This window comes from Pseudomonas sp. Tun-23181 (assembly GCF_057415455.1).
This window is the reverse complement of record NZ_CM171630.1, coordinates 5,506,554-5,520,288: the sequence shown is the minus strand read 5'-3', so window position 1 is coordinate 5,520,288 and position 13,735 is coordinate 5,506,554. Positions and strand designations below refer to the sequence as shown.

The following is a 13,735-nucleotide window of genomic DNA, read 5'->3' as shown; positions in this document are numbered from 1 at the left end:
CGCGCCAACACCGGCCCTTGCTCGACGACGAATGGCACAAGGCGTGAACGGGTTCACGCGACGGCGCTTTAGAACCGATACGAATAGATACTCATTAACTTTCGTATTTGACAATCATTATCATTCTGAATAGCTTGTCGCACGTCGTAGGTAGCCACCCTCCCGGCGCGCTGCCTTCCCCTCAGAGAACAAGGTGACTTCCATGGCGGAACAATTGTCCACAAGTAGGTGCGATTCACCGTTACTCCAAGCGTTCGTCGACAACCGCAGCATCCTGGTCAAGATCGCCGCGCGCATCACCGGTTGCCGCTCACGCGCCGAGGATGTGGTGCAGGATGCGTTCTTCCGGCTCAGCGCCGCGCCACAGATCACGTCGTCGTTCAAGGCCCAGCTCAGCTACCTGTTCCAGATCGTGCGCAACCTGGCCATCGACCACTACCGCAAGCAGGCCATGGAGCTGAAGTACTCCGGCAGCGAGGAGGAAGGCCTCAATATCGTCATCCAGAACGCCTCGCCGGAAGCCACCCATATCAACCTCGCCACCCTCGAACACATCGCCGACGCCCTCACCGAACTGCCCCAGCGCACCCGTTATGCCTTCGAGATGTACCGCCTGCACGGCGTGCCACAGAAGGACATCGCCAAGGAGCTGGGCGTCTCGCCGACGCTGGTCAACTTCATGATCCGCGACGCGCTGATCCACTGCCGCAAGACCGCCAGCCGCCAGGAGTAACGGCAGCGGCGAGCCTCAAGCTACGAGCAGCAAGCAGCAAGCGCACACCAGCCCGCTCTTCTCTTGCCGCTTGCCGCTTGGAGCCGCTAGACGAGCCTGCAGCGGTCGAAAAAGCGCTCCCGCCCGAGAATCATCAGCGCTGCCCGCTTGTGCGGGAAATCGAACTCCTTCTCGCAATGGAAGCACTGGTCGTGCATGTAGCCGATCATCTTGCCGTTGTCGGCCCGCGGCTCGGCCACCACCCGCTGGGTGCGCGGGTCATCGAGGAACAGGTAGTGCACCAGCGCCGACAGCCAGCTAGCGACCTTGTGCGGGCCGCGATGGGCCTCCTCCCCCACCAGCATGTGGATGCCACGGTCGTAGTCATTGGCCGGGTAGAAGGGTGCGATGCGGTCTTCCTTGGCCCAGTAGGCCTCGAAGTAGGCGAACGGCTCATCGTCGAAACAACCGATCAGGGTCAGGGCATGCGGGTCGGCCTCGAGCTTGGCCAGGTACTCGCGATGCTGCTCGAGCGTGCCGCCTTCCTGCCAGAACTGCAGCACCCGCGGGTTGTTCTGCCAGCGGTTGAAACGCGCCAGGTCCTGCTCGATCTCCAGGGTGCGCAGCGACACCCAGGCGCCCAGGCGCGCATCGAAGCGCCGGTACACCTCGCCACGCGGCTTGGGTGCCCGACGTGGATGGCGCTTGCCGTTGCTGATCTGCATCTGCTGCGGATAGACGCCCGAACCATTATCGCCCAGCCAAGGCTGCGGTAATTGCCAGAACAGGGTGCGCTCGCACAGGTACACCCCCGGCTGTTCGCCCGCCAGCAACAGGCCACTGGCCACGGCCTGGGGGACCGGCTCAGGCAGATGCCAGGCCAGGCGCTGGCAGGCCGGATCGCGCGACAGCAGCCAGTAGCAGGCGGCCCACAGCGCCTGCTCGGCGCGCTCCGGGCAGAGGGATTCCAGGTGCACGTGGAGGGGGTTCGCAGGTACCAGGCGGATCTGGATCAGCGGGCGTCCTTCGAGTGTCAGGCTCAGCCGGCAATCGCCCTCGTCGGCGCTGAGGCTGCGCCAACGCGGCAGGGAGAGAGGCTGCGAAGCGGCATCGAACGGCATGGTCATGGCTCACGGAAAAGGTAGGGAAAGACTCATTCCTGTAGACGTGACCAGCGCCCTGGGATTTAGTCACCCGACGTGGCCTGGACGCCAATCCGGTAGGGCTTGAAGATGCGCAGCAGCTCGCCATTGTCGCGCAGGCGCTGCAACAGCGCGGCGAAGGTTTCGCCCGAGAGGGGCGCACCCGGGCGCAGCAAGGCATAGTGGTGGTAGATCTGGTCGACCCGCTCGGAGGCCATCAGGTGGCCGCGGCTGGCGGGGTTGCGCACCAGGAAGTCGTTATAGAAGGAGCGCGTCACCAGGGCGATGTCGGCGCGCCCGCGCTGGACCATGAACAGGTTGCTGTCGTGGGAGTAGGTCAGGGTCGCGTTGTAGGTCTCGCTCAGGTAGCGCGGGTCGGGATTGAAGCCGGCGAAGGCGTAGTGGTAGCCGTTGAACAGCGCCAGGCGCTTGCCCTGCAGGTCATCGAAATACCCCTGGTCGCGCCCCGGCTGCTGGCGCGCGACGAAGATCTCGGCATCCTCCAGGCCCAGGTCCACGGCCTCATGGGGAATCTGCTGCCAACCCCATTGTGGGTTCTCGAAGATCGCCATGTCGGTGCGCCCTTGCTGGAAATCGCCAAAACGCCGGGGAATCGAGGTGGGCACGAGCACGAAGTGGTAATCCTGCTGCAGGCGGTTGAGCGCCTCGACCAGTTGCGCCAGCAGGCCGCGCTCGGCGCCCTGCTCCGGGCGCACGGTATAGGGCGGGAAATGCGCCGCGCCGACCCTCACCTCCAGCGCGTCGCCAGCCTGGGCCGGGGTGGCCAGCCACAACGCGGCAACCATCAACAAGGAAGACAGGGCCTTGCGGCCGGACGCAGGAGTCAAGGGAGACACTCATCACGGTTTGTGACCTGGATCCATTTAAGCTAGGCGCTTTCCCGCCGGGGCACAACCGATGGCCATAGCAAAATAACAGCATTGTGCCAGGGGATGTCGGCAGGCCGGAGATTGGCTACGCTTCACTGGCCTGTCGGGTCGAGGCCGACCCTGCAGGCCTCTGCATCTTGCAAGGGAGCCTGGTATGGGCCATTGGTTGGTGATCGACCTGGAGGCCACCACCGACGACGGTGGCTGGCCGGTCACGGAGATGGAAATCATTGAAATCGGCGCAAGCCTGGTCACCCGCGAAGGCCGCGAGGTCGACCATTTCCAGCGTTTCGTGCGGCCCAGGCGACGGCGGCAGTTGACGCCGTTCTGCCGCGAACTGACGCATATCAGCCAGGCCGATGTCGACGGCGCCGCGGTTTTCCCCGAGGTGTGGGCACAGTTCGAGCGCTGGCTCGGCCATCACCGCGGGCACCTGCAGGCCTGGGTCAGCTGGGGCGACTACGATCGCCAGCAGTTGTGCCAGGAATGGCAGCAGCATCAGGTGCAGAGCCTGCTGCAAGCCCTGCCCCACATCAACCTCAAGCAACGCTTCGCCAAGGCCCGCCACCTGCAGCGGCCTGCCGGCCTCAACGGCGCGCTGCAGCTGGCGGGCCTGCAGTTCTGCGGGCAGCAGCACCGCGCCCTGGAAGATGCCCGCAATACCGCACGGCTGTTGCCCTTGAGCCTGCCCGCCAACGGCCCCTGAAAGCAGATGACGGCGCCGGGGGCCTTGGGCATACTGGCCAGCCTTTTTTCATTCCTTCTTTCAGGAGTCGCCCATGTTCAAGGTCAACGAGTACTTCGATGGCACCGTCAAGTCGATCGCCTTCACTGGCCAGGAAGGTCCGGCCACCGTCGGCGTCATGGCCCCGGGCGAATATGAATTCGGCACCGCCAAGCGCGAGATCATGCATGTGGTTTCCGGTGCCCTGACCGTCAAGCTGCCGGGCAGCGACAACTGGGAAACCTTCAAGGCCGGCAGCCAGTTCAATGTGCCGGCCGACAGCAAGTTCCAGCTGAAGGTGGCGGTGGATACGGCCTACCTGTGCGAGTACCGCGACTGAGGCGTTCGATTTTTCAGGGCGGCGCAATCGAGCCCTGGGGCCAGCCTCTAGCGGCCCGTTGGATGTAACAGATGCTGGGGCTGCTTCGCAGCCCCAATTGATAGGCTAGTTCCCCCCCGCCAGGAACCCGGCCACCCGCTGCGCCGCCGCCTGCAGATGCCCTTCATGGGTCGCCCCCGAGGCCTTCAGCGGCTTGAGGTCATGATCGGCCGCCGCCAGCCAGCACACCTCGATCGACGGCGATAACACATACCCTTGCACCCGCTCCCGGTTACCCAGGGCATCGCGCTCGCCCTGGACGATCAGCGTGCGCGTACGCAACCCCGCCAGGTGCTCGACCCGGGGCTTCTCGGGCTTGCCCACGGCATGGAACGGATAGCCCAGGCACACCAGGGCATCGGCCCCCAGTTCGTCGGCCAGCAGGCTGGCCATGCGCCCGCCCATGGACTTGCCGCCAATGGCCACCGGCCCCGCGACCAATAGTCGCACCTGGCGGTACACCTCGCGCCAGCAGTCGAGCAGCACCTTCTGCGGATTGGGCGGCCGCTTGCCGCCGCCCTGGCGCCGCTGGGCCATGTAGGGAAACTCGAAGCGCACCACGCCTACCCCTTGCGCCGCCAGCCTTTGCGCCATGTCCTGCATGAAATCGCTGTCCATCGGCGCCCCCGCGCCATGGGCCAGGACCAGGCAGCCAGCATAGCCCTGGTCCCCCCGGATGCGTGGGGGATCGCAGCGCAAGCCTGGGACATTTCCCACTTGCGCCCATTGATCCCCGTCAATACCGGCCATTTGCCCATTACTCATGCTTGCCTCGCTGTCTAGCCTGCCTATAACCGTGGATGGGAACCCATACATGAACACAACCAGCAGTACCGCCTACAACTACAAGGTGGTCCGCCAATTCGCCATCATGACGGTGGTGTGGGGAATCGTCGGGATGGGGCTCGGCGTTTTCATCGCCGCGCAACTCGTCTGGCCTTCCCTGAACTTCGACCTTCCCTGGACCAGCTTCGGTCGCCTGCGCCCGCTGCATACCAATGCGGTGATCTTCGCCTTCGGCGGTTGCGCCCTGTTCGCCACCTCCTATTATTCGGTGCAACGCACCTGCCAGACCACCCTGTTCGCACCGGGCCTGGCCGCGTTCACCTTCTGGGGCTGGCAACTGGTGATCCTGCTGGCGGCGATCAGCCTGCCGCTGGGCTACACCAGCTCCAAGGAATACGCCGAACTGGAATGGCCGATCGACATCCTGATCACCATCGTCTGGGTCTGCTACGCCATCGTGTTCTTCGGCACGCTGATGAAACGCAACACCAAGCACATCTATGTGGGCAACTGGTTCTTCGGCGGCTTCATCCTCACCGTGGCGATGCTGCACATCGTCAACAACCTGGAACTGCCGGTCAGCCTGACCAAGTCGTACTCGGTCTACGCCGGTGCCACCGACGCCATGGTCCAGTGGTGGTACGGCCACAACGCCGTGGGCTTCTTCCTGACTGCGGGCTTCCTGGGGATGATGTACTACTACGTGCCCAAGCAGGCCGAGCGCCCGGTGTATTCCTACCGGCTGTCGATCGTCCACTTCTGGGCGCTGATCACCCTGTACATCTGGGCCGGCCCGCACCACCTGCACTACACCGCCCTGCCCGACTGGGCCCAGTCGCTGGGCATGATCATGTCGCTGATCCTCCTGGCACCGAGCTGGGGCGGCATGATCAACGGCATGATGACCCTCTCCGGTGCCTGGCACAAACTGCGTAGCGATCCGATCCTGCGCTTTCTGGTGGTGTCCCTGGCGTTCTACGGCATGTCCACCTTCGAAGGCCCGATGATGGCCATCAAGACGGTCAACGCCCTGTCCCACTACACCGACTGGACCATCGGCCACGTGCATGCCGGTGCCCTCGGCTGGGTGGCGATGATCTCCATCGGCGCGCTGTACCACACCATCCCGAAAGTGTTCGGCAAGGAGCGCATGTACAGCATCGGCCTGATCAACGCGCACTTCTGGCTGGCGACCATCGGCACCGTGCTGTACATCGCCTCGATGTGGGTCAACGGCATCGCCCAGGGCTTGATGTGGCGCGCGGTCAATGCCGACGGCACGCTCACCTACTCCTTCGTCGAGACCCTGGTGGCCAGCCACCCTGGCTTCATCGTGCGCTTCGTCGGTGGCGCGATCTTCCTCAGCGGCATGCTGCTGATGGCCTGGAACACCTGGCGCACCGTGCGTGCCCCGGCCGCCGAGGCCGCCCCTGCGACCGCCCAGCTGGCCTGAGGAGACAAGCCTGATGAAACACGAAGTCATCGAGAAAAACGTAGGCCTGCTGGCCCTGCTGATGGTCTTCGCCGTCAGTATCGGCGGCCTGACCCAGATCGTCCCGCTGTTCTTCCAGGACGTCACCAACAAGCCGGTCGAAGGCATGAAGCCCTACACCGCCCTGCAGCTCGAAGGCCGCGACATCTACATCCGCGAAGGCTGCGTCGGTTGCCACTCGCAGATGATCCGCCCGTTCCGCGCCGAGACCGAGCGCTACGGCCACTACTCGGTGGCCGGCGAGAGCGTCTGGGACCACCCCTTCCTCTGGGGCTCCAAGCGCACCGGCCCGGACCTGGCCCGCGTCGGCGGCCGTTACTCCGACGACTGGCACCGCGCGCACCTGTACAACCCGCGCAACGTGGTACCGGAATCGAAGATGCCGTCCTACCCGTGGCTGGTCGCCCAGCAGGTCGACAACAGCCACACCGACACCAAGATGCGCACCCTGCGCACCCTGGGTGTGCCCTACACCGACGAGGACATCGCCGGCGCCCGCGACGCGGTCAAGGGCAAGACCGAGATGGACGCCCTGGTGGCCTACCTGCAGGTGCTGGGCACCGCGATCAAGAACAAGAGGTAAGCGATGGAACTGTCACTGGACATCGGCCTGATCCGTGGCCTGGGCACCCTGGTGGTGATGATCGCCTTCCTGGGCCTGTGCCTCTGGGTATTCAACCGTCGCCGCGACCGTGATTTCGCCGAAGCGCGCCTGCTGCCCTTCGTCGACGACCGCCTGCCCCCTGCTGGGCAGGAACCTGCCATGAGGAATAACCGGCAATGACCACCTTCTGGAGTACCTACATCAGCGTACTGACCATCGGCAGCCTGATCGGCCTGACCTGGCTGCTGCTCGCCACGCGCAAGGGCCAGAGCCACAACACCACCGACCAGACCATGGGCCACAGCTTCGACGGCATCGAGGAGTACGACAACCCGCTGCCCAAGTGGTGGTTCTGGCTGTTCGTCGGCACCCTGGCCTTCGGCGTGGGCTACCTGATCCTCTACCCGGGCCTGGGCAACTGGAAAGGCATCCTGCCGGGTTACGAGAACGGCTGGACCCAGGTCAACGAGTGGCAGAAGGAAATGGACAAGGCCGATGCACGCTTTGGCCCGATCTTCGCCAAGTACGCCGCCATGCCGGTGGAGGAAGTGGCCAAGGACCCGCAGGCGCTGAAGATGGGCAGCCGCCTGTTCGCCTCCAACTGCTCGGTGTGCCATGGCTCCGATGCCAAGGGCGCCTACGGCTTCCCCAACCTGACCGACAAGGACTGGCGCTGGGGCGGCGAGCCGGAGACCATCAAGGCCTCGATCATGGATGGCCGCCACGGCGTGATGCCGGCCTGGGCCGAGGTGATCGGCGAACAGGGCGTGGCCGACGTCGCCGCCTTTATCCTGACCAACCTGGACGGTCGCAGCCTGCCCGAGGGGGTCAAGGCCGATGCCGCCAAGGGCCAGGAGATCTTCGCCGCCAACTGCGTGGCCTGCCACGGCCCCGAAGGCAAGGGCACCCCGGCCATGGGCGCGCCTGACCTGACCCACCCGCAGGCGTTCATCTACGGTTCGAGCTTCGCCCAACTGCAACAGACCATCCGCTACGGTCGCCAGGGCCAGATGCCGGCCCAGCGCGACATCCAGGGCAACGACAAGGTCCACCTGCTGGCGGCCTATGTGTACAGCCTGTCGCAAGATGAAGCGGGCGACAACCTGACTGCCCGTTGATCTTTCGGGGCCGCAGTGCGGCCCCAACTCCCCGCCACACCTCCCTTCCTTGCACCCCCTCCGAACGGAACTAAGCTTGTTTGCCTAAGAGAGGCTTCGCTCGCAGCGACCGAAGCAGACGCGGTGCATGGCCTGACACCGCGCAACGACTTCGACATCGTTCGCCCATAGCGTCGGGAGGGGAGCCTTGCCTGCCCACCCTGAAAAAAAGCTTGACCGATCGATCAGAAAAAGGCGAAAAACGGTACACATTACAAACATTTATTTGTGTACAATCATCCAGCCCCCAAACCGCGGGACGGTGGTGGAAAGGGCCTGGACACGGGTCGGCGAGAGGTCTTGCGTTGCGATAACCCTGGTGGTTACCGATACTGGCGCCGATTTTCCAACCAACAAGAACACCCAAACCGTGGAACCTTAGCAATGAGCACTGCAATCAGTCCGACTGCTTATAACTATAAGGTCGTCCGCCAGTTCGCCATCATGACGGTGGTCTGGGGGATCCTTGGCATGGGGCTAGGCGTGTACATCGCCTCGCAACTGGTATGGCCCGAGCTGAACCTGGACCTGCCATGGACGAGCTTCGGCCGCCTTCGCCCGCTGCACACCAACCTGGTGATCTTCGCCTTCGGAGGTTGCGCGCTGTTCGCCACCTCCTACTACGTCGTGCAGCGCACCTGCCAGACCCGGCTGATCTCCGATGGCATGGCCGCCTTCAGCTTCTGGGGCTGGCAAGCGGTCATCGTCGGCGCGCTGATCACCCTGCCGATGGGCTACACCACCACCAAGGAGTACGCCGAGCTCGAGTGGCCGCTGGCGATCCTCCTGGCCATCGTCTGGGTCACCTACGCCCTGGTGTTCTTCGGCACCATCGTCAAGCGCAAGACCAAGCACATCTACGTCGGCAACTGGTTCTACGGTGGCTTCATCGTGGTCACGGCGATGCTGCACATCGTCAACCACATCTCCCTGCCGGTCAGCCTGTTCAAGTCGTACTCGGCCTATGCCGGGGCCACCGACGCCATGATCCAGTGGTGGTACGGCCACAACGCCGTGGGCTTCTTCCTGACCACGGGCTTCCTGGGGATGATGTACTACTTCGTACCCAAGCAGGCCGAGCGCCCGATCTACTCCTATCGCCTGTCGATCGTCCACTTCTGGGCACTGATCACCCTGTACATCTGGGCCGGCCCGCACCACCTGCACTACACCGCCCTGCCCGACTGGGCCCAGTCGCTGGGCATGGTGATGTCGATCATCCTCCTGGCACCGAGCTGGGGCGGCATGATCAACGGCATGATGACCCTCTCCGGGGCCTGGCACAAACTGCGCACCGACCCGATCCTGCGCTTTCTGGTGGTGTCCCTGGCGTTCTACGGCATGTCCACCTTCGAAGGCCCGATGATGGCCATCAAGACGGTCAACTCGCTGTCGCACTACACCGACTGGACCATCGGCCACGTGCATGCCGGCGCCCTCGGCTGGGTGGCGATGATCTCCATCGGCTCGCTGTACCACCTGATCCCGAAGGTCTATGGCCGCGAACAGATGCACAGCGTGGGCCTGATCAACGCGCACTTCTGGCTGGCGACCATCGGCACCGTGCTGTACATCGCCTCGATGTGGGTCAACGGCATCACCCAGGGCCTGATGTGGCGCGCCATCAACGACGACGGCACGCTCACCTACTCCTTCGTCGAAGCCCTGCAGGCCAGCCACCCGGGCTACATCGTCCGCGCCCTGGGCGGTGCGTTCTTCGCCTCCGGCATGTTGCTGATGGCCTACAACGTCTACCGCACCGTACGCGCCTCGAAGCCGGCCGACGCTGAAGAAGCCGCCAAGATCGTCGTCGTGGGAGCTCACTGATGAAGCATGAAGCAGTCGAGAAGAACATCGGCCTGTTGGCCTTCTTCATGGTCATCGCCGTCAGCATCGGCGGCCTGACCCAGATCGTCCCGCTGTTCTTCCAGGACGTCACCAACAAACCGGTCGAAGGCATGAAGCCGCGCACCGCACTGGAGCTCGAAGGGCGCGACATCTACATCCGCGAGGGCTGCGTCGGCTGCCACTCGCAGATGATCCGCCCGTTCCGTGCCGAGACCGAGCGCTACGGCCACTACTCGGTGGCCGGCGAGAGCGTCTGGGACCACCCCTTCCTCTGGGGCTCCAAGCGCACCGGCCCGGACCTGGCCCGCGTCGGCGGCCGCTACTCCGACGACTGGCACCGCGCGCACCTGTACAACCCGCGCAACGTGGTACCGGAATCGAAGATGCCGTCCTACCCGTGGCTGGTCGAGAACACGCTCGACGGCAAGGACACCGCGAAAAAGATGGAGGTGCTGCGCACCCTGGGCGTGCCCTACACCGACGAGGACATCGCCGGCGCCCGCGACGCGGTCAAGGGCAAGACCGAGATGGACGCCATCGTGGCGTACCTGCAAGGCCTGGGCACCATCATCAAGAGCAAACGGTGACGCTGATGGATATCGGGATGATTCGTGGCCTGGGCACCGTCGTGGTGATGGTGGCCTTCGTGGGCCTGGCGCTGTGGGTGTTCAACCCACGGCGCAAGAAGGAATTCGACGAGGCGACCCGGTTGCCCTTCGCCGACGACCCCGAGGCCAGCAAGCACGTCGAGCAAGCGCAAGCGAAAGCTTCTAGGAGCAAAGAACAATGACAACCTTCTGGAGTCTGTACGTCACCGTCCTGACCCTGGGCACCATCTTCGCCTTGACCTGGCTGCTGCTGTCGACCCGCAAGGGCCAGCGCGAAGAGGTCACCGACGAGACCGTCGGCCATGCCTTCGACGGTATCGAGGAGTACGATAACCCCTTGCCGAAATGGTGGTTCTGGCTGTTCGTCGGCACCATCGTGTTCGCCCTGGGTTACCTGGTGCTGTACCCGGGCCTGGGCAACTGGAAAGGCATCCTGCCCGGCTACCAGTACCTGGATAACGAGAAGAAGACCGAGTTCTCCAACGGCCAGCCCGGCTGGACCGGCGTGCACGAGTGGGAAAAGGAGATGGCCAAGGCCGACGCCCGCTTCGGCCCGATCTTCGCCAAGTACGCCGCCATGCCCATCGAGGACGTGGCCAAGGACCCGCAAGCGCTGAAGATGGGCAGCCGCCTGTTCGCCTCCAACTGCTCGGTGTGCCACGGCTCCGATGCCCGTGGCTCCTACGGCTTCCCCAACCTCACCGACAACGACTGGCGTTGGGGCGGCGAGCCGGAGACCATCAAGGCCTCGATCATGAACGGTCGCCACGGCGTGATGCCGGCCTGGGCCGAGGTGATCGGCGAACAGGGCGTGGCCGACGTCGCCGCCTTCGTCCTGACCAACCTGGACGGTCGTAGCCTGCCCGAAGGGATCAAGGCCGATGCCGCCAAGGGCAAGGAGATCTTCGCCGCCAACTGCGTGGCTTGCCACGGCCCCGAGGGCAAGGGCACCCCGGCCATGGGCGCGCCTGACCTGACCCACCCGCAGGCGTTCATCTACGGCTCAAGCTTCGCCCAGTTGCAGCAGACCATCCGCTACGGCCGCCAGGGCCAGATGCCGGCCCAGGCCGAGTTGCAGGGCAACGACAAGGTCCACCTGCTGGCAGCCTATGTCTATAGCCTGTCGCACCAGCAGCAGTCGGAAACCGCCAAGGCCGAGTGAGCCCATCCATGGCCCTGCCATCGCTGGCAGGGCCATGCTCCCCCAGGTTACGGCGCAACGCCGGACATTTCGCCTCCCGCCATGACCTGGATCAATTGACAGCCGCCATAACACGATTCAAACCACCAACCCAATGCGACTAAAGGTCGCAACGCGCTCCCAGCCTGCCAGCAGCGGCGTATCATGGGCCGCAGAGCGCTAGCAGAATGCGTACGACCGCGGCCGGCACGTACTGGCCGCGGCACTTCTCCACTGCCGTGGGACTTGATGATGAGCAAGCAGATTCCGGTACATGACGTCACCCCGCCTGCCAAGAAGGGAAAGGACTCCGTCGACCTCTACGCCTCCCGGGAAAAGATCTACACCCGCGCCTTCACCGGCGTGTTCCGCCGGCTGCGAATGGTCGGCGGGGCGTTCCTGTTCCTGCTGTACTTCGGTACCGTGTGGCTGAACTGGGGCGGGCACCAGGCCGTCTGGTGGAACCTGCCCGAGCGCAAGTTCTACATCTTCGGCGCCACCATCTGGCCCCAGGACTTCATCCTGCTCTCGGGCATCCTCATCGTCTCTGCCTTCGGCCTGTTCTTCATCACCGTGTTCGCCGGCCGGGTCTGGTGCGGCTACACCTGCCCGCAGAGCGTCTGGACCTGGATCTTCATGTGGTGCGAGAAGGTCACCGAGGGCGACCGCAACCAGCGCATGAAGCTGGACAAGGCGCCGATGAGCGCCAACAAGTTCCTGCGCAAGGCGGCCAAGCACAGCCTGTGGCTATTGATCGGCTTCGTCACCGGCATGACCTTCGTCGGCTACTTCTCGCCGATCCGCGAGCTGGTCATCGAGTTCTTCACCGGGCAAGCCGATGGCTGGGCCTATTTCTGGGTGGCGTTCTTCACCCTCGCCACCTACGGCAACGCCGGCTGGCTGCGCGAGCAGGTGTGCGTGTACATGTGCCCCTACGCGCGCTTCCAGAGCGTGATGTTCGACAAGGACACCCTGATCGTCTCCTACGACCCGCGCCGCGGCGAGACCCGCGGCCCGCGCAAGAAGGACATGGACTACAAGGCCAAGGGCCTGGGCGACTGCATCGACTGCACCATGTGCGTGCAGGTCTGCCCCACCGGCATCGACATCCGCGATGGTCTGCAGATCGAGTGCATCGGCTGCGCTGCCTGCATCGACGCCTGCGACAGCATCATGGAGAAGATGAACTATCCCAAGGGCCTGATCAGCTACACCACCGAGCACAACCTCTCCGGGCAGAAGACCCACATGCTGCGCCCACGGCTGATCGGCTACGCCCTGGTGCTGCTGCTGATGATCGGTATCCTGGTCACCGCCTTCGCCACCCGTTCGCTGGTCGGTTTCGACGTCAGCAAGGACCGGGTGCTGTACCGCGAGAACGCGCAAGGGCGGATCGAGAACGTCTACAGCCTCAAGGTCATGAACAAGGACCAACGCGACCACGTCTACGTGCTCGACGCCAGCGGCCTGCCAGGCCTGCAGCTCGAGGGGCATCGCGAGATCCGGGTCGCCGCCGGCGATATCGTCAGCCTGCCGGTGCAGTTGTCGGTCGCGCCCGAGCAATTGCCCTCGACCACCAATGAAATCACCTTCATCCTCAAGGACGCCGACGACAGCGCCACCCAGGTTGAAGCCAAGAGCCGCTTCATCGGCCCGCAAATCCGTTGAGAGAGAAGTCGACAATGCCTGCCGCAACCGCCGCCAGCCCGTGGTACAAGCACCTCTGGCCCTGGATCATCATCGGCATCCTCGCCACCTCGGTGTGCCTGAGCCTGACGATGGTCAGCATCGCCGTGAACAACCCGGACAACCTGGTCAACGACAACTACTACGAGGCCGGCAAGGGCATCAACCGCTCGCTGGACCGCGAGCTGCTGGCCCAGGACCTCAAGCTCAAGGCCAGCGTGCACCTGGACGAGCTGACCGGCGAGGTGGACGTGCGCCTGACCGGCAATAGCGATCCGCAAGCCCTGGAACTGAACCTGATCTCACCGACCCAGCCGGACAAGGACCGCAAGGTCGAGCTGGCCCGCAGCGAGCCGGGCCGCTATGTCGGCCAGCTGGACGACCGGGTCGAGGGGCGGCGCTTCGTCGAGCTGCTGGGCAGCCAGGACGGGCAGGTATGGCGATTGTTCGAGGAGGAGAAGGTTGCCCACGGCGTCACCCTGGAGCTGGGCGACGAGGCCTTGCAAGGGGCCGAGCATCACGAATGA

At 64.3% G+C, this 13,735-nt stretch carries 16 protein-coding genes; 13 read left to right on the top strand and 3 right to left on the bottom strand.

The window, feature by feature from the left end:
- Positions 1–202: 202 nt before the first annotated feature.
- On the top strand, positions 203–733 hold the full coding sequence (locus ACDI39_RS26140) for an RNA polymerase factor sigma-70 (protein WP_225789872.1): 531 nt from the start codon (positions 203–205) through the stop codon (positions 731–733).
- An 86-nt stretch (positions 734–819) separates the two neighbouring features.
- Here the strand turns inward: ACDI39_RS26140 and ACDI39_RS26135 are convergent, their stop codons facing one another.
- On the bottom strand, positions 820–1,833 hold the full coding sequence (locus ACDI39_RS26135) for a GNAT family N-acetyltransferase (RefSeq protein ID WP_225789873.1): 1,014 nt from the start codon (positions 1,831–1,833) through the stop codon (positions 820–822).
- A 65-nt stretch (positions 1,834–1,898) separates the two neighbouring features.
- The gene (locus tag ACDI39_RS26130) at positions 1,899–2,702 is read right to left on the bottom strand and encodes a substrate-binding periplasmic protein (protein ID WP_225789874.1); all 804 of its coding nucleotides are present in this window, start codon (positions 2,700–2,702) and stop codon (positions 1,899–1,901) included.
- A gap of 196 nt (positions 2,703–2,898) precedes the next feature.
- On the opposite strand from ACDI39_RS26130, the gene ACDI39_RS26125 reads away from it, so the two are divergent.
- Positions 2,899–3,450, top strand: a complete 552-nt coding sequence (locus tag ACDI39_RS26125; RefSeq protein WP_225789875.1) for a 3'-5' exonuclease — start codon at positions 2,899–2,901, stop codon at positions 3,448–3,450.
- 73 nt (positions 3,451–3,523) lie between these two features.
- Positions 3,524–3,808, top strand: a complete 285-nt coding sequence (ppnP, locus tag ACDI39_RS26120; protein WP_225789876.1) for a pyrimidine/purine nucleoside phosphorylase — start codon at positions 3,524–3,526, stop codon at positions 3,806–3,808.
- 105 nt (positions 3,809–3,913) lie between these two features.
- Here ppnP and ACDI39_RS26115 read toward each other — a convergent pair whose 3' ends face one another.
- A complete protein-coding gene (locus tag ACDI39_RS26115) occupies positions 3,914–4,612 on the bottom strand; it encodes an alpha/beta family hydrolase (RefSeq protein ID WP_225789877.1) in 699 nt (232 codons plus the stop codon).
- A 49-nt stretch (positions 4,613–4,661) separates the two neighbouring features.
- On the opposite strand from ACDI39_RS26115, the gene ccoN (ACDI39_RS26110) reads away from it, so the two are divergent.
- From ccoN (ACDI39_RS26110) to ACDI39_RS26065, 10 genes are all read left to right on the top strand, one after another.
- Positions 4,662–6,086 carry a cytochrome-c oxidase, cbb3-type subunit I gene (gene ccoN / locus ACDI39_RS26110; protein ID WP_225789878.1) on the top strand — a complete coding sequence of 475 codons (1,425 nt, stop codon included), beginning with the start codon at positions 4,662–4,664 and terminating at the stop codon, positions 6,084–6,086.
- 13 nt (positions 6,087–6,099) lie between these two features.
- The gene (gene ccoO / locus ACDI39_RS26105) at positions 6,100–6,708 is read left to right on the top strand and encodes a cytochrome-c oxidase, cbb3-type subunit II (RefSeq protein WP_023381403.1); all 609 of its coding nucleotides are present in this window, start codon (positions 6,100–6,102) and stop codon (positions 6,706–6,708) included.
- Positions 6,709–6,711: 3 nt separating this feature from the next.
- Complete coding sequence (locus tag ACDI39_RS26100; RefSeq protein ID WP_410045696.1) at positions 6,712–6,909, top strand: cbb3-type cytochrome oxidase subunit 3; 198 nt, start codon at positions 6,712–6,714, stop codon at positions 6,907–6,909.
- Positions 6,906–7,847: a cytochrome-c oxidase, cbb3-type subunit III gene (ccoP, locus tag ACDI39_RS26095; RefSeq protein WP_225789879.1), complete on the top strand. Its 942-nt coding sequence runs from the start codon at positions 6,906–6,908 to the stop codon at positions 7,845–7,847. Before ACDI39_RS26100 ends, ccoP (ACDI39_RS26095) begins: the two co-directional genes overlap by 4 nt.
- 423 nt (positions 7,848–8,270) lie before the next feature.
- Positions 8,271–9,713, top strand: a complete 1,443-nt coding sequence (gene ccoN / locus ACDI39_RS26090; protein WP_225789880.1) for a cytochrome-c oxidase, cbb3-type subunit I — start codon at positions 8,271–8,273, stop codon at positions 9,711–9,713.
- Positions 9,713–10,321: a cytochrome-c oxidase, cbb3-type subunit II gene (gene ccoO, locus ACDI39_RS26085; RefSeq protein WP_225789881.1), complete on the top strand. Its 609-nt coding sequence runs from the start codon at positions 9,713–9,715 to the stop codon at positions 10,319–10,321. Before ccoN (ACDI39_RS26090) ends, ccoO (ACDI39_RS26085) begins: the two co-directional genes overlap by 1 nt.
- 5 nt (positions 10,322–10,326) lie before the next feature.
- Complete coding sequence (locus ACDI39_RS26080; RefSeq protein WP_225789882.1) at positions 10,327–10,524, top strand: cbb3-type cytochrome oxidase subunit 3; 198 nt, start codon at positions 10,327–10,329, stop codon at positions 10,522–10,524.
- Entirely contained in the window at positions 10,521–11,504 is a 984-nt protein-coding gene (ccoP, locus tag ACDI39_RS26075) for a cytochrome-c oxidase, cbb3-type subunit III (protein WP_225789883.1), read from the top strand. The genes ACDI39_RS26080 and ccoP (ACDI39_RS26075) overlap by 4 nt, the downstream gene beginning before the upstream one ends.
- 270 nt (positions 11,505–11,774) lie before the next feature.
- Entirely contained in the window at positions 11,775–13,190 is a 1,416-nt protein-coding gene (ccoG, locus tag ACDI39_RS26070; RefSeq protein WP_225789884.1) for a cytochrome c oxidase accessory protein CcoG, read from the top strand.
- 14 nt (positions 13,191–13,204) lie between these two features.
- On the top strand, positions 13,205–13,735 hold the full coding sequence (locus ACDI39_RS26065; RefSeq protein ID WP_225789885.1) for a FixH family protein: 531 nt from the start codon (positions 13,205–13,207) through the stop codon (positions 13,733–13,735).